The following is a 17,593-nucleotide window of genomic DNA, read 5'->3' on the forward strand; positions in this document are numbered from 1 at the left end:
GTCCGGCTCCGCAATCCGCCACTTTCGTATCCGTACAAGTACGGAGAAGGGTCGGTTAGGCGCGGAGGCCGGCGGGGTCGCGTCTCAGATTGAATTTTGTGGCATCAACGCGCCGATCCGGCCAATCAATAACCACCGATGGTCATCGTTGAGCAGCGTTGGAACGACGAGTCCTTTCCACAGCAACCGCCGCGGAGTATGGGTCCCTGCTTTCGCAGGGACGACAGCGGTGCGGAGGTGCCTACGCCGCCCGCCGGCGCTCGCGCAGTGCGTCGCCGAACGCCTCGAACAGGGCGCGGTTGATCGGATTGCGCTGCGGATCGTATTCGGCGTGCCATTGCACGCCGAGCGCAAAGCCCGGCGCATCGGCGATGCGGATCGCCTCGATGGTGCCGTCCTCAGCGATGCCCTCGATCACGACGCGCCTGCCGGGCTCGAGGATGCCCTGGCCGTGCAGCGAATTGACCCGAATGGTCTCGCAGCCGAGGATCTTTGCGAAGGCGCCGCCCGGCGTCAGCGCGACGTCGTGACGGTCGGCGAACACCACGGTGGGATCGGGATGGATCTCGCCGTTCTCCAGCCGCGGCATCCGGTGGTTCATGCGGCCGGGGATCTCGCGGATCTCTGGATGCAGCGAGCCGCCGAACGCGACGTTCATCTCCTGAAGGCCGCGGCAGATACCAAAGATCGGCACGCCGCGCGCGACGCAGGCCACCGACAGCGCCAGCGCGACGTCGTCGCGGTGGATGTCGTAGGGCTCGTGGGCCGCGCACGGTTCGGTGTTGAAGCGGGTCGGATGAACGTTGGCACGGGCCCCGGTCAGCACCACGCCGTCGACCACGTCGAGCAAGGCGCCGACCTCGGTGATTTCGGGGCTGCCCGCGAACATCAAGGGCACGGCACCCGACACCTCGGCAACCGCGCGAAGGTTGCGCTCTCCGACCATCTGGACTGTGAAACGATTTTCAATGCGATGGGCGTTTCCGATCACGCCGACCACGGGCCGTCTCATTATTGAAGTCTCGCGCAATGATTATTCTAAGCTTGCGACTTTGCGGAGACGATCATGCCTTCGAGTTCCTCCCGGATCAACTGCCTATATCTGCACAGGGGACCTTGCAGTCCTGCACAGATTCGCAGCCCTCGGGGCCCCAATCGGCCGGCTGCCCGGCGGTCATGCCCGGTGCCGTGCCGCGTCAGCGGCAAACCGGCACGGCCCGCCCAGCTTGATCCCGGCGGGATTTTCGCCAAAGACTGCCAGACACCGTCGCGAAGGGGGAATCACCCGTGACAGACTTGGCTGACAATCGCCTGCAGGCCCGCAACGACATGGCGTGGGCGATCGCCGTCGGCGGCATCGGCATCGTGCTGTTCGCTGCCCTGTTGACCTTCGCCTGGCAGTTCGCCGCGACCCTGTTCCTGCTGTTCGCGGGCATGCTGCTCGGGGTCGCCCTCAATGCCATGACCACCCTGCTCGGCCGGCTGACCGCGCTGCCTCACGCGTTGCGGCTTGCGATCGTCTGCCTGGCGATGGCGGGACTGTTGTCCGGCATCGTGTTCCTCGGCGGCACCACCATCGCGCAGCAGGCCACGGTGTTGAGCAACACGATCAAATCGCAGCTCGGCAGCGTCAAGGAGTTCCTCGAGCAGCATGGTGTCGACACCAGCTATCTCGATTTCACCAACGCCGCTGGCGAGACAAAGCCGGAAGGCACCGCCGTGACGACGACAACAACGACGCCGGCAGCGCCCCAATCGCATGGCATCCCCGGCGCCGGCGCGCTGGCTTCCAGCGGCGGCGCGATCATCAGTCAGACGCTGAAGGTGCTGCTCGGCACCGTCAGCGTCGTCGGCAATTTCTTCATCGTGCTGTTCCTCGGGCTCGCCTTCGCGGCCCAGCCGAGCATCTACCGCGCCGGATTGCTGTTCATCGCGCCGGCCAAATACCGCGCCCAGGCGACCGTCATCGTCGACCGCATCGGCGAGACGCTTGAGCGCTGGCTGATCGCGCAGATCATCACCATGACCGCGGTGTTCCTCGTCACCTGGATCGGGCTTGCCATCATCGGGATTCCGAGCTCGTTCATCCTCGGCATCCAGGCCGGCCTGCTCGCCTTCATCCCGACGGTCGGCGCGATCCTTGGCGGACTGATCGTGGTGCTGGCGAGCCTCGCCACGGGGTGGATCGCGGCGCTGTCGGCCTTCATCCTGTTCCTCGGCGTCCACGCGCTGGAAAGCTACGTGCTGACGCCGATCATCCAGCGCCAGGCGCTCGACATCCCGCCGGCAACGCTGTTCGCGTTCCAGATCCTGCTCGGCGTCGTGTTCGGCATCTGGGGGCTCGCGCTGGCGCTGCCGCTGATGGCGATCGCCAAGGTGATGATCGACCACTTCAAGGCGGAGGATCAGGCGCCGGCGCAGACGCCCCCTCCGTCGAACGTGCCGCAGCTCAGTTGAAGAGCAGGATGGTACCGACGACCATCAGCATCACGCCGACCAGCATCACGATCGGCCAGCGGCGCCTCTGCGGTTGGTATCGTCCCTGCGCGCGGCGTTCGGCGATCAGCGCGGTCTCGTATTCATCGGAGTCCGAGAACAGGCAGGCGAAGCCGCCGCGCGCCGAAGCCGCGTCGGCTTCGAGCGACATCAGCGCTGATTGCGGATTGCGGGTGCTGATCGACTCCATGCCCGAAAGCACGGGATCGAATGGTTAACCAGTCGTTACTGCGCTCACGCACGGGCAGGCTCCGGCTTTTGCCGCGCCGATGCCGGCAGGCCCGCGGTCTTGCGCCGCCAGTTCTCCAGCGACAGCGGCAATTCCTCCGCTGCCTCGACGCGGTTGCGGCCACTGCGCTTGGCCTGGTAGAGCGCGGTGTCGGCCGAGGCCAGCAGCACCTCGAGCTCGGTCCCGGCGGGTCCACCGGCCACGCCGATGCTGACCGTGGTGTCGACCGCGCCGTCCTCGCAGGTGATGTTGCTGTTCTCGAACGCCTCACGCACGCGCTCGGCGACCAAGACGCCCTCCTCCAGCGAGCAAGGCAGCAGCGCCGCGAATTCCTCGCCGCCGATCCGGCCCGACAGATCGCTGATCCTGAGGCTGTTGACCACCACGGCGGAGAACAGTTTCAGGATCTCGTCACCGGCGGGATGGCCGAACCGGTCGTTGATCGACTTGAAATGATCGATGTCGAAGATCATCACGGTGACCGGCCGGCCGGCAACGGCTTCCCGCTCGATCACCCGCGTGCAGGCCTCGGTGAAGCCGCGGCGGTTGAGCATGCCGCTCAACGGATCGATCGACGCGGCCGTCTTGTGCACGGCGACCGCGCGGTCCGACACCATCATGAAGATCACGAACACCGTGCCGATCGCGTACAGCACGAGTTCGATCGAGAACAGCGTGACCCAGAAGCTGCTGACGAAGTTCTGGCCGTTCAGTCGCAGCACGTCGCCGACCAGGATCGGCAGCATCAGGACGCAGCCATGAGCGACCGGGATCGCGATCGCAATCCAGCGCCTCTGCATCGCGCGGCGGCGCTCGCTCCAGAGTTCGGAGGCGGTCAGCGCGGCGTAGATCGCGACGATCCCGGCGCCGATCGTCAGGCGCATCGCCGGATCCGCGACTGATGTCACGGCGCCGATCCACACGATCGGGCCGAGCACGAGACCCGGCAGGTTGGCCTTGCGGCCGTGGAAGATGCGCGCGGCATTCCAGACCATGCCGCAGGCGGCGAAGCCGATCGCATTGAGACCCAGCAAGACGAGCGGATCGAGCGTCGAGCTGCCGACCGTCCAGAGCGCGACGGAGGCCGCGCCGAGCAGATAGGCGGTGCCCCACCATTTCAGCGCGGCGATGTTCTCCTGCCTGCCAAACAACCAGAGCATGGCGCCGAGCATGCCCGCAACCATGGTGGCGAACAGATAAAGCGTCGATGGATCGAACGACATAGTGTCACCCCAGCCCGGTGATGCAACGTTCGCAGGCGCAAATAATACGGTGATGCAGCGCCAGTGCGAGCCCGCAAGCTAGAAGGCCCGAGTTCCAATTTCGTTTGCACGCACACGCAAGTTTTCATGAAAAACTTCGCTAATTCGCGTCGAAGCACGCCAGGCTTGGCGCAGCAAAAAGGGCGCCTCGCGGCGCCCTCTGCAACTCGATGCACGCGGCAATTGCCGCGAATTTGACAACCCGAATTAGCGCTTCGAGAACTGGAAGGACTTGCGGGCCTTGGCCTTGCCGTACTTCTTGCGCTCGACCGTACGGGAGTCACGGGTCAGGAAGCCGCCCTTCTTGAGGACGCCGCGCAGCTCGGGCTCGAAGTTGGTCAGCGCCTTCGAGATGCCGTGGCGGACCGCACCGGCCTGGCCGGAGAGACCGCCACCGGCGACGGTGCAGATCACGTCGTACTGGCCGTTACGGGCGGCAGCGACCAGCGGCTGCTGGATCATCATGCGCAGCACCGGGCGGGCGAAGTAGATTTCGATGTCGCGGGTGTTGACCGAGATCTTGCCGGCGCCCGGCTTGATCCAGACGCGGGCGACCGCGTCCTTGCGCTTGCCAGTGGCATAGGCGCGATTGAACTTGTCGACCTTCTTGACGTACTTCGGCGCGTCGGGAGCCGCCGGCTTGACCTGCGAGAGCTGGTCGAGGGACTGCAAAGTATCGGACATTATGCGGCCCTCGTGTTCTTGCGATTCAGGGAAGCGATATCGACCTTTTCGGGGCTCTGAGCCTCATGCGGATGCTCGGCACCCGGATAGACGCGCAGATTGCCCATCTGCATGCGGCCGAGCGGACCGCGCGGGATCATGCGCTCGATCGCCTTCTCGACGACGCGCTCGGGGAAGCGACCCTCGAGGATCTGCTTCGCAGTGCGCTCCTTGATGCCACCGATGAAGCCGGTGTGCTTGTAGTAGACCTTCTGGTCGCGCTTGCGACCGGTCAGCACCACATGCGCGGCGTTGACGATGATGACATTGTCGCCGCAATCGACATGCGGGGTGTAGGTAGGCAGGTGTTTGCCGCGCAGGCGCATCGCGACGAGCGTGGCGAGACGACCGACGACCAGACCTTTGGCGTCGATCACGACCCACTTCTTCGTCACTTCGGCGGGCTTGGCCGAGAACGTGCTCATGTGTGAAATCCGTGAAAAGGAAATCGGCGCCGTATGCGCCGAACTGGCGGCTTTCTAGAGAAGGTGCGGCCGCGCGTCAACGTCGGTGCGCGCGATTTATTTCAGCGAAAACAATAGCTTGTAAATATGGTGTAATAATACCGCGAAAAAGCCTATTGATTTGGAATGGAATAGGTCGCCGTGACATGGGCGATCGGATCGGGCGAGGTGCCGGACAGCAGGTTCACTTCACCGACCGCAAGCCGCTTGCCGAGCTTGAGCAGCTTGGCGACCGCGAGCACGTCCTGCCCCGGCTGCCCCTTGCGCAGGAAGTTGATGTTGAGGTTGGTGGTGACGGCAAGGCCGATCGGCCCGATGGCCGACAATAGCACCACATACATCGCGAAATCCGCCAGCCCCATCAGGGTCGGTCCGGACACCGTGCCGCCCGGCCGCAGCATGCGCTCGCTGAAACGCTGGCGCAGCAGGGCCGTCTCGCCGTCGGCGCTTTCGATCCTGATGTCGTCGTGGGTGAACGCCTGCGGAAATTCCTTGCGCAGAAACTCCTCCAGATCAGCCACGCTCATTTTCGCAATCGCCATGCCGCCCCTGCCCTCGCTTCAGCCTGCCTGTTACATTAAGTTGTCATACAGACCAAAGTGGAATTTTCGCCATGTCCGCCCAAGCCGCCCGCGCCGAAGCGCCGCAACACCAGCCGATCCTGCTGCGCGAGACCGTCGGCAGTATCGCGCTACTGACGCTCAATCGCCCCGCGGCCCGCAACAGCCTCTCCGAGGGCCTGATCGGCGAGTTGCACGCGGCGCTGAACGATATCGGCGCTGACAAGAGCATCCGTGCCGTCGTGCTCGCCGCCAACGGCCCGGCCTTCTGCGCCGGCCATGACCTCAAGGAGCTCACCGCGCGCCGCACCGATGCCGACCGCGGCCGCGCCTATTTCGCGGAGATCATGAACGCCTGCAGCGCGATGATGCAGGCGATCGTGCACCTGCCAAAGCCGGTGGTCGCCTCCGTTCAGGGCATCGCCACCGCGGCGGGCTGCCAGCTCGTCGCGAGCTGCGACCTCGCGGTCGCCTCCGAGGCGGCGGCGTTTGCGACGCCGGGCGTCGACATCGGGCTGTTCTGCTCGACGCCGATGGTGGCGCTGTCGCGCAACGTGCCGCGCAAGCAGGCGATGGAGATGCTGCTGACCGGTGAACCGGTCTCGGCGGCAACGGCGCAGAGCATCGGCCTCGTCAACCGCGTGGTATCGGCCGGCACCGAACGCGACGCCGCGATCGCGTTGGCCGAGAAGGTCGCGCTGAAATCGGCCTACACCGTCAAGCTCGGCAAGGAGGCATTCTATCGCCAGGCCGAGATGAGCCTCGCGGACGCCTATCGCTTCGCGGCCGAGGTGATGACCGAGAACATGATGGCGCGCGACGCCGAGGAAGGCATCGGCGCCTTCATCGAGAAGCGCGACCCGAAGTGGCAGGACAAATAACCTTCGTCATTGCGAGCGGAGCGAAGCAATTCACCTTTCCATGCGACGATAGAACGGATTGCTTCGTCGCTACGCTCCTCGCAATGACGTCACCGGACAATTGATCAGAAATGAACCACGACGCCTACGACGACAACTACATCCGCAGCATCCTGAACAACGTGAAATCGATCGCGATGGTCGGCGCCTCGCCGGTCAATGTGCGGCCGAGCTATTTCGCGTTCAAATATCTGGCGCAGCGCGGCTACGACATGATCCCGGTCAACCCCGGCCATGTCGGCAAGGCGCTGATGGGCAAACCGTTCGTCGCATCGCTCGCGGACATCGATCGCCCGATCAACATGATCGACATCTTCCGCAATTCGAGCCACATCATGCCGGTCGTCGAGGAGGCGCTGAAGTTGTCGCCGCTGCCGAAGGTGATCTGGATGCAGCTCGGCGCACGCGACGATGCCGCCGCCGAGAAGGCGGAAGCCGCGGGTCTCAAGGTGGTGATGAACCGCTGCCCGAAGATCGAGTATGGCCGGCTGTCGTCGGAGATCTCCTGGATGGGCGTCAATTCGCGCACGCTGAGTTCCAAGCGCGCGCCGATCCCGACGCAGGGCATGCGGCTGTCGCTCAACCGCATGAGCGTCGGGGGCGGCCAGACTGCGGCATCCGACCGCGCCGCAAAAAACAAAACCGAGACGAGCTGACGTTTCAGCGGAATAATCGTCGCGATTATCCGGTCAAGCGCAGCACACCCGTTTCAAACCGCGGCGCGCGCGCCGACGCGGCTTGACGGCGAGCGTCGTCGCCATCAGCATGCCGCGCGTTTCGACCAGGCCACAACAGGACACAAAGAATGACCGATCGCCTTCCGGGATTTTCCACCCTCGCCGTGCACGCCGGCGCACAGCCTGATCCCACCACCGGCGCGCGGGCGACGCCGATCTACCAGACCACGTCATTCGTCTTCAACGACGCCGACCATGCGGCTTCGCTGTTCGGCCTGCAGGCATTCGGCAACATCTATACCCGCATCGGCAACCCGACCAACGCCGTGCTCGAGGAACGCGTCGCAGCGCTCGAAGGCGGCACGGCGGCACTTGCGGTTGCCTCCGGCCACGCCGCGCAGCTCGTCGTGCTGCAGCAGCTGATGAGGCCCGGCGACGAGGTGATTGCGGCACGCAAGCTCTACGGCGGCTCGATCAACCAGTTCACCCACGCCTTCAAGGCGTTCGGCTGGAACGTGGCATGGGCCGATCCCGACGATATCGCTAGCTTCGAACAGGCGGTGACGCCGCACACCAAGGCGATCTTCATCGAATCGATCGCCAATCCGGCCGGCAGCATCACCGACATCGAGGCAATCGCAGCCGTCGCGCGCAAGGCCGGCGTGCCGCTGATCGTCGACAATACGCTGGCCTCGCCCTATCTGATCAAGCCAATCGACCACGGTGCCGACATCGTCGTGCACTCCCTGACCAAGTTCCTCGGCGGCCACGGCAACTCGCTCGGCGGCATCATCGTCGACGCCGGCACCTTCGACTGGTCGAAGGACAACAAATATCCGATTCTGAGCGAGCCGCGCCCGGAATATCACGGCATCCGGATCCAGGAGACCTTTGGCAATTTCGCCTTCGCGATCGCCTGCCGCGTGCTCGGCCTGCGCGACCTCGGTCCCGCGCTGTCGCCGTTCAACGCCTTCATGATCCTCACCGGAATCGAGACGCTGCCGTTGCGCATGCAGAAGCACTGCGACAATGCCAAGGCGGTGGCGGAATTCCTCTCCACCCACCCGGCCGTGTCGGCCGTGAACTATGCCGGCCTGCCCGGCGACAGGTACAACGCCCTGCAGCGCAAATACGCGCCGAAGGGCGCCGGCGCGGTGTTCACCTTCAGCCTCAAGGGCGGCTACGACGCGGGCGTCAACCTGGTGTCGAACCTGAAGCTGTTCTCGCATCTCGCCAATGTCGGCGACACCCGCTCGCTGGTGATCCACCCGGCCTCCACCACCCATAGCCAGCTCGACGACGCCGCCAAGGTGAAGTCGGGCGCGGCGCCCGAGGTGGTGCGGCTGTCGATCGGCATCGAGGACAAGGAAGACCTGATCGCGGACCTCGACCAGGCCCTGCGCGCCTGATCCCGACATTGGTTCCGGAGCGGTGCGCCCGCATCGCTCCGGCAACCTTGCCCAAACGACCGTCTCGTTAACGCTTAATACCGACGGTCTCTCGTTAACGCTCAATCCGGCATAAAGTGGCAGTGATAGGCTCCGGATGATTCGGGAGACCATTGATGCTGCGCTGGATATTGCCGCTCGCGATCGCGCTGTTTGCGATTTCGTCTGCTGACGCCGCCGACGGCCCTGTCGTCACCAAACGCGCCACCGTCAAGGCCGCGCGCCAGCTGCCGGCCGGCCTGCCGCGCCGGCACTACGCCTACCGCACCACCATCACGCAGCCGACCTATGTGCGGCGCGGACGCCAGCTCGTGGTCGTCGAGCCCGAAGTGATCCCGCTCAACGCAGAGCCGTATATCCCGTTCGTGCCGGGCGAACCGCTGCTGCCGGGGTCATCGTCGCTGCCCGGCTATTACGGCAACTGGCATTCCTACAACTATCTCGGCCCGTATTACGGCGGCGCCTATGTCGACTACTGGGATCGCCTGCCCTACGCCTGCGGCGTCTACGGCTACTGCTAGCCCGGGACGCGCGCGTGGCCAGATCGCCGCAGAAGAAAACCAGCGCACCGGCTTCGGGCAACGCGGTGACCGCCGACCTCGTCGCGGTGCTGGTCGCCGTGACCGACGGCACGCCGAAGATCATGACCATCGCCGGCGGCTCCGCGCTGCCGAGCGGCCCGTTCGAGTTCACCCACCGTTCGCTGCAGACCGCGTTGCGGGCGTGGGTCGAGGCGCAGACCGGCCATCCGCTCGGCTATGTCGAGCAGCTCTACACCTTTGCCGACCGCGGCCGGTCCGGCGACGCCAGGACGCCGCATAGCGTCTCGATCAGCTATCTCGGCCTGACCCGCGAGGACCAGGTCGGCGAAGGTTTCGAGGCACATTGGTCCGGCTGGTACGACTATTTCCCCTGGGAGGATCATCGCGCCGGCACGCCGGTCTGCCTTGCGAAGATGATCGCGCCGAAGCTGAAGACGTGGGCGAAGTCGGCCTCGTCACCCACGCTGCAGCGCGAGCGCTGGCAGCGCTGCGCGATCACCTTCGGTCTCGATGACCGCGACTGGAACGAAGAACTTGTGTTGCAGCGCTACGAATTGCTGTACGAGGCGTTGCTGATCCCGGAAGCCGGACGCGCGCATGACCGCGAGGCGCCAATCGTGCCGGGCAAGCCGATGACGGCGGATCATCGCCGCATCCTCGCAACCGGGATCGCGCGGCTGCGCGCCAAGATCAAATACCGCCCGGTGGTATTCGAGTTGATGCCGGCCGAGTTCACCCTGCTGCAACTGCAACGCAGTGTTGAAGCGCTCGCAGGCCGGCTGGTCCACAAGCAGAACTTCCGCCGGCTCATCGAGCAGCAGGAACTCGTTGAAGAGACTGGCGCAATGGCCGCCGACACCGTCGGACGGCCGGCCAAGCTGTTCCGCTTCCGCCATGCCGTATTGGCCGAACGGGCCGTCGTCGGCACCAAGCTTCCGCTTTCGCGCACTTGACACGCCTTATGCTCAGGATAAGTATAAGCCATCTTATGCTCAAGGAGAGTATAAATGGTTGCACTCGATACCGACCTGCTCACCCGCACCGCGCCGCTCTATGAGCGCGTCAAGCGCGTCATCCCACCGTTCGAATGGGCCACTTTCGCCGAGGACGTCGATGCGATCCTCGAACTGAAACGCCGCCGCAACGCGGTGGTGCTGGCACACAACTACCAGACGCCGGAGATCTTCCACGGCGTCGCCGACATCGTCGGCGACAGTCTCTTGCTCGCGCGTGAAGCGACCAAGGTCGACGCCGACATCATCGTGCTCGCCGGCGTGCACTTCATGGCCGAGACGGCGAAGCTGTTGAACCCGGCCAAGACCGTGTTGATCCCCGACCTCAAGGCCGGTTGCTCGCTGGCGGATTCCATCACGGCACAGGACGTGCGGCTGATGCGCGCGCGCTACCCGGACGCGCCTGTTATCGCCTATGTCAATACCTCGACCGCGGTGAAGGCGGAGTCCGACATCTGCTGCACGTCAGGCAATGCGCTCAAGGTGGTGGAATCGCTCGGCGCCGAACGCGTCATCATGCTGCCGGATGAATATCTGGCGCAGAACATCGCCAAGCAGACCAGCAAGAAGATCATCGCCTGGAAGGGCCATTGCGAGGTGCACGAACTGTTCACCGCCGATGACGTGCGTGAGCTGCGTGAAAATTATCCCGACGTCACCATCCTGGCGCATCCGGAATGCCCGCCCGAGGTCGTCGCCGAAGCGGACTTTTCGGGGTCGACGGCTGCGATGCAGTCTTTTGTCGAGACCAAACGTCCGCCGCGCGTCGTGCTGCTGACGGAATGCTCGATGAGCGACAACATCGCGGCCAGCAATCCCGATGTCGACTTCGTCCGCCCCTGCAATCTCTGTCCGCACATGAAGCGGATCACGCTGAAGAACATCCGCCACGCGCTGGAGACCAATCAGCACGAGGTCACGATCGACCCCGCGATCGCCGATCGCGCGCGCAAGAGCGTCGAAAGGATGCTGGCAATATGAGGACCGATCTCTCCGATCTCAACGGCCGCCCGGTGATCATCGGCGGCGGCGCCGCGGGACTGATGACCGCGCTTCAGCTCGCGCCCGAGCCGGTCGTGCTGCTGTCGAAATCGCCGCTCGGCGCCGAAGCATCCAGCATGTGGGCGCAGGGTGGCCTCGCCGCGCCGGTCGGCGCGGATGACACTCCTGCCCTCCATCTCGCCGATACGCTTGCGGCCGGCGCCGGCCTCTGTGATGCGGCCGCAGCATCCCGGATCGTTCATGCCGCGCCTGCCGCCGTGGAGCATCTGGCCGAGCTCGGCGTCGCCTTCGACCGGCGCGCCGACGGCAGCTGGCGTCTCGGGCTCGAGGCCGCGCACGGCCGCAACCGCATCGTGCACGCCACCGGCGACGGCACCGGCCGCGAGATCATGCGGGCGCTGATCGCCGTGGTCCGCCAGACGCCGTCGATCACCTTGCTGGAAGGCGTCGAGGCGCGGCGGCTGCTGGTCGCGGACAATGCGGTCAGGGGCGTGCTCGCAGCCAGCGACCGCGGCGCGTCGACGATCGCGACCAACCGCGTCGTGATCGCGACCGGCGGCATCGGCGGGCTGTTTTCAGACAGCACCAATCCAGGCGGATGCTTCGGCCAAGGGCTCGCGCTCGCGGCCCATGCCGGCGCAAAACTGTCGGACCTCGAATTCGTGCAGTTTCATCCGACCGCCTTCGATGGGCCGTCACGGCCGATGCCACTGTTGACCGAGGCGATCCGCGGCGACGGCGCGACCCTGATCGACGAGACCGGCCGGCGCTTCATGGCCGATCAGCCCGGCGCCGAGCTCGCGCCACGCGACATCGTCGCGCGCGCCGTCTGGCGGCATCGCGCCGCGGGACATCGCACCTTCCTCGATGCGCGCAAGCATCCGGGCGCGGATTTCGCGCAGCGCTATCCCGTGATCAGCGCGTTCTGCAAGATGGCGGGCATCGATCCCGCCAATGATCCGATCCCGATCCGGCCGGCGGTCCACTACCACATGGGCGGCATCGCGGTTGACGGCCATGGCCGCAGCACGGTGCAGGGCCTGTGGGCCTGCGGCGAGGCCGCGCGCACCGGGCTGCACGGCGCCAACCGGCTCGCCAGCAACTCGCTGATGGAAGCGATCGTCTGTGCGCGCTGGGTCGCCGAAAGCATCGAAGGCGTCAGCGCAGGTCCGCGCGCGATGCTGAGCGACGACACGCTGTCGCCCGCCGCCGATCCTTCCGCCGTGCGTCCGATCCTCACCCAGGGGCTCGGCGTGCTGCGCGACCACGACGGCATTGCACGCGCGATCCGCGGCCTCTATCCGCTCGCGCGTAGTCCCGGTGGGGCATCCGACGCAGCATTGGTCGGACTGATGATCGCGGTTGCCGCCATCAGGCGCGAGGAAAGCCGCGGCGGTCATTTCCGCACCGATTTCCCGCACACCGCTTTGTCGGCGGCGCCGTCTTCCCTGACCCGTGCCGAGGCGCTCGCCGCCGCGCACGACATCGTTGAATCCAAGCTACCAGCCAGGAGTGCCCGCTCATGATCCTCAATCCCCTGTTGCCGCTGCTGTATGAACCGATCGTGCAAACCGCCTTGCGCGAGGATCTCGGCCGCGCCGGCGATATCACGGCAGACGCCATCGTGCCGGCCAGCCAGCAGGCCCGGCTGGTGATGCGGGCGCGGCAGCCCGGCGTGATCGCCGGGCTCGACATCGCACGGTCAGCCTTCCAGACGGTGTCGCCGGCGATCGAGCTGCGCGCCGAGCGGCCTGACGGCAGCGCGGTCGAACCCGACCAGGTCATCGCGATCATCGACGGTCCGGCGCGCAGCCTGCTCACCGCGGAGCGCACCGCGCTGAACTTTCTCTGCCATTTGAGCGGCGTCGCGACCGCGACCGCCACCCTGGTCAAGGCTGTCGCAGGTACGCGCGCGCAGATCGTCTGCACCCGCAAGACCACGCCGGGGCTTCGTGCGCTGGAGAAATACGCGGTTCGCGCCGGCGGCGGCGGCAATCACCGCTTCGGTCTCGACGACGCCGTGCTGATCAAGGACAACCACATCGCGCTCGCCGGCGGCATCCGCCCCGCGATCGAACGTGCCAAGGCCAATACCGGTCATCTCGTGAAGATCGAGGTCGAGGTCGACACGCTGGCGCAGCTTGAAGAGGTGCTGGCACTCGGCGTCGACGCGGTCCTGCTCGACAACATGACGACCGAGCAGCTCAGCCAGGCGGTGGCGATGGCGCGCGGCAAGGCGCTCACCGAAGCCTCCGGCCGCATCACGGCTGCGACCGCCGCGGCGATCGCCGCCACCGGCGTTGATTTGATCTCGGTCGGCTGGGTGACCCACAGCTCGGCCGCGCTCGATATCGGGCTCGACTATCTGTCCTGACGGACTAAAGCGACTGGCCGACCGGAACGAGGGTCGGCTGGTCCCGTTCGGTCCGGCGCGCAGCGAGGCGCTCGGCCTGCAACACCGCCAATGTCAGCACGACGATCGCGACCGCCTGGTGCGCTAGCGCCAGATCGATTGGCACCTGATGCAGCAGCGTCAGGATGCCGAGCGTCGCTTGCAGCGTGATCGCCGCAACCAGCCACCAGGCCCCCGCGATGACCGCACTTCCGGCGCGTGCACGCACCGCATCGATCGCATGCGCGATCGCCAGCGCGAACAGCAGGTAAGCGGTCATGCGATGCTCGAACTGTACCGTCAGCGTGTTGTCGAACAGATTGCGCCACCACGGCGTCTCGAACCACAGCCGGTCAGCCGACGGAATCAAGCCACCGTCGATCTCGGGCCAGGTGTTGTAGACCCGGCCTGCGCGCAGGCCCGCGACCAGCGCGCCGAAATAGAGCTGAACGAAGGTCAGCACGAGCAGCACCGCGCTCGTGATCTTCAGCCTGAGTGGCGCAATCACGGATGGACGATCCGTCAAGCGCCGCAGCGTCCAGACGATCGCCGCGAAGATCAGGAGCGCCAGCACCAGATGCGTCGCCAGCCGATATTGCGACACCTCGACGCGCTCCGAGAGGCCGGACGCCACCATCCACCAGCCGACGCCGCCCTGCAGCGCACCGAGACCGAAGATCACCCACAGCCGCCGGCCGAGCTCGCCGCTCACCGCGCCGCGCCACAGGAAATACAGGAACGGCAGCAGATAGGCAGCGCCGATCACCCGGCCGAGCAGCCGGTGGCTCCACTCCCACCAGAAGATCGTCTTGAACTGATCGAGCGTCATCCCGGCGTTGAGCTCGCGATATTGCGGGATGGTCTTGTAGCCCTCGAAGGCCTTCGTCCACTGCGCCTCGGTCAGGGGCGGCAGCGCGCCTGTCACCGGCTTCCATTCGACGATCGACAGGCCGGATTCGGTGAGCCGCGTGGCGCCGCCGACCAAGACCATCAGCGCGATCAGGGCGGCGACCGCGATCAGCCAGACCCTGACGGCGCGGAGCTGCGATGGTTGTGCGGAAATACCGGCCATTTCGCCCTGACTTGATTGGATTTTCGGGCCCCTTATAGTCCGGCCCGCAAGCGGCGCAAGCGCCGCCTGAGGCCTCGTTCCGATCGGTCGGAACGAGGCCTCAGCAATCTTTTGTTTTGACGCGTTTTCTTTGCGCGAACCGGTGTCCGCTTCGCTCGAAAACGCTCTGGATCACGAGTCATACATATCCGCCATGGCCATACGCACCCGCAAATTGCTCGGAACCATCGCCCTGCTCATCCTGGTCGTGGTGTGGTCGCTGCTTGGTATGACGGTGGCCCAGACCCCGTGGCTCGCCAATTCGGGGCTGCTGCAGGCGATCTTCTACGTCGTCGCGGGCCTCGGCTGGGTGCTGCCGGCGATGCCGATCGTCTCCTGGATGTCGCGGCCCGACCGCGCCTAGATCGCGCCCTCGTCGCGCGCACGCCGCGTTGGCCGCACCGGTGCGAACATCACGCCCGAGAGCAGCACGCGCATCATCCGCAGCGAGCGCACGCGGCCGTCCCATGCGATGCGCGGCAGTGCGTGGAGGTTGGTGCGCCCCTGCGCCTCGACCACACCTGATATGGTCGACACCGCGCTGGCGAAGCCGGCCTCCTCGGCCATCACGACATGCGGACGGCGGAACGCGTCGCGGTCCCCGAACGGGAATGCGAAATGCTTGATCGGCCGCCGCAGCGCGCTCTCGGCGACCGCCTTTCCCATCGCCATCTCGCGTTGCGCGTCGGCATCCCTGAGGCTCGACAGGACGGAATAGTTCACCGTAGCGCTGCCGAACGTCACGTTCGGATCAGCCGCAAGCTTCGCCAGATCCGTCCAGTCGAGCGACGCGCCGCGTGACAATTGCGCCGCATCGGCCGAATAGCGCCGGCCGAGATCGTTCACTGCATAGGACAGATCGGACGGCGACAGCTTGCGCAGCCAGCCGGACAGGAAATCGAACAGCTCGTATTTGTCCGACAGGCTCGAGACCACGAAATGCCGCTCCCTGCCATCGATCATCAGGCTGATGCGGCTCTCGCGCGCGATGATGTCCTCAAGCACCAGCCACCACGCCGTGCCCACGCCGTCCGGGAAAGCCGTCGGCAGATAGAGGGTGAAGGGGACGCGGTGCCTGGCGAGCACGGGATAGCCATGCGTGACGAAGTCCCTGGTCGCACCGTCGAAGCTCAGGCAAACAAAGCGGCGCCGCTCCGGCAGGGTCACCGCGCGGCGGCAGGCCTCGTCGATCCCGACGATGTCGTACTTCCAGCGCTTCAGCGCGCGGAGGGCGCGATCGAGGAAGGCAGGCGTGATCTCCTGGGATTTCAGCGGCTGAAACCGGCCCCGGCGCGCAGGACGGACGCGCGCGAAGCGCAGGATCACCCCGGCGCCCCCGGCCTCGTGTTCCCGCAGCCTGAAGGCGCCGCTGAAATAGGCGAGCTCCATCCGGGCCCGCCGCAAAATCCCGTTGTCCGGCGTCAAGATCCCCGCCTCTGGCCGGCGGTTCCCACACCCCGCCGCGGCATTGTTATTACTCTTTGTTGACATTTCCCTGCGAAGGTCGGCCGCAGCCGAGACCTGTAAATTAATACCTTAAAAAATTTGGGCTCCGAGATGATCATGGCGGCGGCAGTTGAAGGCCAGACGGCGGGGACGCGACCATGGCCGAACGCAATCCGCGTCGCCGGCGTCGACATCTTTCATGACCTCACTGCGGCCGAGGCGACCTGGCGCAGTCTCGAGACACCGCAACACAGCTACACCCCCTATCAGCGCTTCGATTTCCTCGCCAACTGGCAGCGCCAGGTCGGCGAGCGCGAGGGCCTGCGGCCCTTCATCGTCGTCGCTCATGACAGCGAACGCCGGCCGCTGCTGCTGTTGCCGCTCGCCGTCGAGCAGCGCCTGGGCGCGAGCTGCGCGGGCTTCATGGGCGGCAAGCATGCAACCTTCAACATGGCGCTGTACGACAAGGACTTCGCCGCCAACGCAACCGAGGCCGACATCACGGCACTGACCGGATCGATCGCCGAGCGGTCTCGCGTCGACGCGCTCGTGCTGTGTCAGCAGCCGCTGCGCTGGCAGGACCAGCCCAATCCGCTGGCGTTGCTGCCGCACCAGGCTGCGGTGAACGACTGCCCGCTGCTGATCATCGAGCCCGGCGCGGCACCCGCGGCACTGATCAGCAACTCTTTCCGCCGGCGCCTCAAGGGCAAGGAGCGCAAGCTGCAGGCGCTGCCCGGCTACCGCTACCATGTCGCAAGCGACAGCGCCGACGTCTGCCGCCTGCTCGACTGGTTCTTCCGCGTCAAGCCGCAGCGCATGGCCGAGCAGAAACTGCCCGACGTGTTCGCCGAGCCCGGCGTCGAGCAGTTCATTCGCAGCGCCTGCCTTGCGCCGCGCGCCGACGGCAAGGGCTACGCGATCGACATCCACGCCCTGGAGTGCGACGAGGAAGTGATCGCGATCTTCGCCGGCGTCTCCGACGGTCATCGGTTCTCGATGATGTTCAACACTTACACGATGTCGGCGAATTCCAAGTTCAGCCCCGGCCTGATCCTGATGCGCGACATCATCGATCGCCACGCCGGCCTGAACTACCGCGCCTTCGACCTCGGAATCGGCTCGGACGAGTACAAGCGGCTGTTCTGCAAGAACGACGAAGCGATCGTCGACAGCTTCATTCCGCTCAGCCTGCGCGGCAAGCCGGCGGCAAGCGCGCTGTCGGCCATCAGCCGCGCCAAGCGCGCCGTGAAGCAAAATCCGGCGCTGTTCGAAATCGCGCAGAACCTGCGCAGCATGTTCCGCTAAGCC

At 65.7% G+C, this 17,593-nt stretch carries 19 protein-coding genes; 11 read left to right on the plus strand and 8 right to left on the minus strand.

Features of this window, described 5'->3' with window-relative positions:
* Window positions 1–241: 241 nt before the first annotated feature.
* Complete coding sequence (locus HU230_RS15245) at window positions 242–1,012, minus strand: gamma-glutamyl-gamma-aminobutyrate hydrolase family protein (RefSeq protein WP_176530973.1); 771 nt, start codon at window positions 1,010–1,012, stop codon at window positions 242–244.
* A 317-nt stretch (window positions 1,013–1,329) separates the two neighbouring features.
* Here HU230_RS15245 and HU230_RS15250 point away from each other — a divergent pair, with 317 nt between their 5' ends.
* Window positions 1,330–2,457, plus strand: a complete 1,128-nt coding sequence (locus HU230_RS15250; RefSeq protein WP_210284483.1) for an AI-2E family transporter — start codon at window positions 1,330–1,332, stop codon at window positions 2,455–2,457.
* On the opposite strand, the gene HU230_RS15255 is transcribed toward HU230_RS15250, so the two are convergent.
* From HU230_RS15255 to HU230_RS15275, 5 genes are all read right to left on the minus strand, one after another.
* Window positions 2,450–2,686 carry a hypothetical protein gene (locus tag HU230_RS15255; protein ID WP_176530971.1) on the minus strand — a complete coding sequence of 79 codons (237 nt, stop codon included), beginning with the start codon at window positions 2,684–2,686 and terminating at the stop codon, window positions 2,450–2,452. The genes HU230_RS15250 and HU230_RS15255 overlap by 8 nt on opposite strands.
* Before the next feature lie 44 nt (window positions 2,687–2,730).
* On the minus strand, window positions 2,731–3,948 hold the full coding sequence (locus HU230_RS15260; protein WP_176530970.1) for a GGDEF domain-containing protein: 1,218 nt from the start codon (window positions 3,946–3,948) through the stop codon (window positions 2,731–2,733).
* A 246-nt stretch (window positions 3,949–4,194) separates the two neighbouring features.
* Window positions 4,195–4,671, minus strand: a complete 477-nt coding sequence (rpsI, locus tag HU230_RS15265) for a 30S ribosomal protein S9 (protein WP_092114692.1) — start codon at window positions 4,669–4,671, stop codon at window positions 4,195–4,197.
* Window positions 4,671–5,135 carry a 50S ribosomal protein L13 gene (gene rplM, locus HU230_RS15270; protein ID WP_050405657.1) on the minus strand — a complete coding sequence of 155 codons (465 nt, stop codon included), beginning with the start codon at window positions 5,133–5,135 and terminating at the stop codon, window positions 4,671–4,673. The genes rpsI and rplM overlap by 1 nt, the downstream gene beginning before the upstream one ends.
* Window positions 5,136–5,287: 152 nt before the next feature.
* The gene (locus HU230_RS15275; protein WP_097673498.1) at window positions 5,288–5,716 is read right to left on the minus strand and encodes a PaaI family thioesterase; all 429 of its coding nucleotides are present in this window, start codon (window positions 5,714–5,716) and stop codon (window positions 5,288–5,290) included.
* A gap of 71 nt (window positions 5,717–5,787) precedes the next feature.
* Here HU230_RS15275 and HU230_RS15280 point away from each other — a divergent pair, with 71 nt between their 5' ends.
* From HU230_RS15280 to nadC, 8 genes are all read left to right on the plus strand, one after another.
* Entirely contained in the window at window positions 5,788–6,615 is an 828-nt protein-coding gene (locus tag HU230_RS15280; RefSeq protein ID WP_176530969.1) for an enoyl-CoA hydratase, read from the plus strand.
* Window positions 6,616–6,725: 110 nt separating this feature from the next.
* Window positions 6,726–7,310 carry a CoA-binding protein gene (locus HU230_RS15285; RefSeq protein WP_176530968.1) on the plus strand — a complete coding sequence of 195 codons (585 nt, stop codon included), beginning with the start codon at window positions 6,726–6,728 and terminating at the stop codon, window positions 7,308–7,310.
* Window positions 7,311–7,459: 149 nt separating this feature from the next.
* Window positions 7,460–8,740 (plus strand): O-acetylhomoserine aminocarboxypropyltransferase, encoded by a 1,281-nt coding sequence (locus tag HU230_RS15290; RefSeq protein ID WP_176530967.1) that lies wholly within the window; start codon window positions 7,460–7,462, stop codon window positions 8,738–8,740.
* 155 nt (window positions 8,741–8,895) lie between these two features.
* Window positions 8,896–9,300: a hypothetical protein gene (locus HU230_RS15295; RefSeq protein WP_176530966.1), complete on the plus strand. Its 405-nt coding sequence runs from the start codon at window positions 8,896–8,898 to the stop codon at window positions 9,298–9,300.
* A gap of 14 nt (window positions 9,301–9,314) precedes the next feature.
* On the plus strand, window positions 9,315–10,274 hold the full coding sequence (locus tag HU230_RS15300; RefSeq protein WP_176530965.1) for an NUDIX hydrolase: 960 nt from the start codon (window positions 9,315–9,317) through the stop codon (window positions 10,272–10,274).
* Between the two features lie 54 nt (window positions 10,275–10,328).
* Window positions 10,329–11,315, plus strand: coding sequence for a quinolinate synthase NadA (gene nadA / locus HU230_RS15305; protein WP_176530964.1), 987 nt, complete (start codon window positions 10,329–10,331; stop codon window positions 11,313–11,315).
* Window positions 11,312–12,862, plus strand: a complete 1,551-nt coding sequence (locus HU230_RS15310) for an L-aspartate oxidase (protein ID WP_176530963.1) — start codon at window positions 11,312–11,314, stop codon at window positions 12,860–12,862. The genes nadA and HU230_RS15310 overlap by 4 nt, the downstream gene beginning before the upstream one ends.
* Window positions 12,859–13,710, plus strand: a complete 852-nt coding sequence (gene nadC / locus HU230_RS15315; protein WP_176530962.1) for a carboxylating nicotinate-nucleotide diphosphorylase — start codon at window positions 12,859–12,861, stop codon at window positions 13,708–13,710. Before HU230_RS15310 ends, nadC begins: the two co-directional genes overlap by 4 nt.
* Before the next feature lie 4 nt (window positions 13,711–13,714).
* On the opposite strand, the gene HU230_RS15320 is transcribed toward nadC, so the two are convergent.
* Complete coding sequence (locus tag HU230_RS15320; RefSeq protein ID WP_176530961.1) at window positions 13,715–14,800, minus strand: COX15/CtaA family protein; 1,086 nt, start codon at window positions 14,798–14,800, stop codon at window positions 13,715–13,717.
* A 193-nt stretch (window positions 14,801–14,993) separates the two neighbouring features.
* Between HU230_RS15320 and HU230_RS15325 the strand changes: the two genes are divergently transcribed.
* The gene (locus tag HU230_RS15325) at window positions 14,994–15,203 is read left to right on the plus strand and encodes a DUF2842 domain-containing protein (protein ID WP_050400909.1); all 210 of its coding nucleotides are present in this window, start codon (window positions 14,994–14,996) and stop codon (window positions 15,201–15,203) included.
* On the opposite strand, the gene HU230_RS15330 is transcribed toward HU230_RS15325, so the two are convergent.
* Window positions 15,200–16,228 carry a polysaccharide deacetylase family protein gene (locus tag HU230_RS15330; RefSeq protein WP_176535009.1) on the minus strand — a complete coding sequence of 343 codons (1,029 nt, stop codon included), beginning with the start codon at window positions 16,226–16,228 and terminating at the stop codon, window positions 15,200–15,202. The genes HU230_RS15325 and HU230_RS15330 overlap by 4 nt on opposite strands.
* A gap of 168 nt (window positions 16,229–16,396) precedes the next feature.
* Between HU230_RS15330 and HU230_RS15335 the strand changes: the two genes are divergently transcribed.
* On the plus strand, window positions 16,397–17,590 hold the full coding sequence (locus HU230_RS15335; protein ID WP_176530960.1) for a GNAT family N-acetyltransferase: 1,194 nt from the start codon (window positions 16,397–16,399) through the stop codon (window positions 17,588–17,590).
* Window positions 17,591–17,593 lie beyond the last annotated feature (3 nt).

It is taken from the genome of Bradyrhizobium quebecense, from assembly GCF_013373795.3.
Taxonomy (GTDB): Bacteria; Pseudomonadota; Alphaproteobacteria; order Rhizobiales; family Xanthobacteraceae; genus Bradyrhizobium; species Bradyrhizobium quebecense.

What these genes read in the sequence shown, in the direction of transcription:
- HU230_RS15290 (WP_176530967.1), top strand. Translation starts at nt 7,460, where the DNA reads ATGACCGATCGCCTTCCGGGATTTTCCACCCTCGCCGTGCACGCCGGC.
- HU230_RS15250 (WP_210284483.1), top strand. Translation starts at nt 1,330, where the DNA reads ATGGCGTGGGCGATCGCCGTCGGCGGCATCGGCATCGTGCTGTTCGCT.
- HU230_RS15280 (WP_176530969.1), top strand. Translation starts at nt 5,788, where the DNA reads ATGTCCGCCCAAGCCGCCCGCGCCGAAGCGCCGCAACACCAGCCGATC.
- nadC (WP_176530962.1), top strand. Translation starts at nt 12,859, where the DNA reads ATGATCCTCAATCCCCTGTTGCCGCTGCTGTATGAACCGATCGTGCAA.
- HU230_RS15260 (WP_176530970.1), bottom strand. Translation starts at nt 3,948, where the DNA reads ATGTCGTTCGATCCATCGACGCTTTATCTGTTCGCCACCATGGTTGCG.
- HU230_RS15285 (WP_176530968.1), top strand. Translation starts at nt 6,726, where the DNA reads ATGAACCACGACGCCTACGACGACAACTACATCCGCAGCATCCTGAAC.
- HU230_RS15275 (WP_097673498.1), bottom strand. Translation starts at nt 5,716, where the DNA reads ATGGCGATTGCGAAAATGAGCGTGGCTGATCTGGAGGAGTTTCTGCGC.
- HU230_RS15310 (WP_176530963.1), top strand. Translation starts at nt 11,312, where the DNA reads ATGAGGACCGATCTCTCCGATCTCAACGGCCGCCCGGTGATCATCGGC.
- nadA (WP_176530964.1), top strand. Translation starts at nt 10,329, where the DNA reads ATGGTTGCACTCGATACCGACCTGCTCACCCGCACCGCGCCGCTCTAT.
- HU230_RS15335 (WP_176530960.1), top strand. Translation starts at nt 16,397, where the DNA reads ATGATCATGGCGGCGGCAGTTGAAGGCCAGACGGCGGGGACGCGACCA.
- rpsI (WP_092114692.1), bottom strand. Translation starts at nt 4,671, where the DNA reads ATGTCCGATACTTTGCAGTCCCTCGACCAGCTCTCGCAGGTCAAGCCG.
- HU230_RS15245 (WP_176530973.1), bottom strand. Translation starts at nt 1,012, where the DNA reads ATGAGACGGCCCGTGGTCGGCGTGATCGGAAACGCCCATCGCATTGAA.
- HU230_RS15255 (WP_176530971.1), bottom strand. Translation starts at nt 2,686, where the DNA reads ATGGAGTCGATCAGCACCCGCAATCCGCAATCAGCGCTGATGTCGCTC.
- HU230_RS15330 (WP_176535009.1), bottom strand. Translation starts at nt 16,228, where the DNA reads ATGGAGCTCGCCTATTTCAGCGGCGCCTTCAGGCTGCGGGAACACGAG.
- rplM (WP_050405657.1), bottom strand. Translation starts at nt 5,135, where the DNA reads ATGAGCACGTTCTCGGCCAAGCCCGCCGAAGTGACGAAGAAGTGGGTC.
- HU230_RS15320 (WP_176530961.1), bottom strand. Translation starts at nt 14,800, where the DNA reads ATGGCCGGTATTTCCGCACAACCATCGCAGCTCCGCGCCGTCAGGGTC.
- HU230_RS15325 (WP_050400909.1), top strand. Translation starts at nt 14,994, where the DNA reads ATGGCCATACGCACCCGCAAATTGCTCGGAACCATCGCCCTGCTCATC.
- HU230_RS15295 (WP_176530966.1), top strand. Translation starts at nt 8,896, where the DNA reads ATGCTGCGCTGGATATTGCCGCTCGCGATCGCGCTGTTTGCGATTTCG.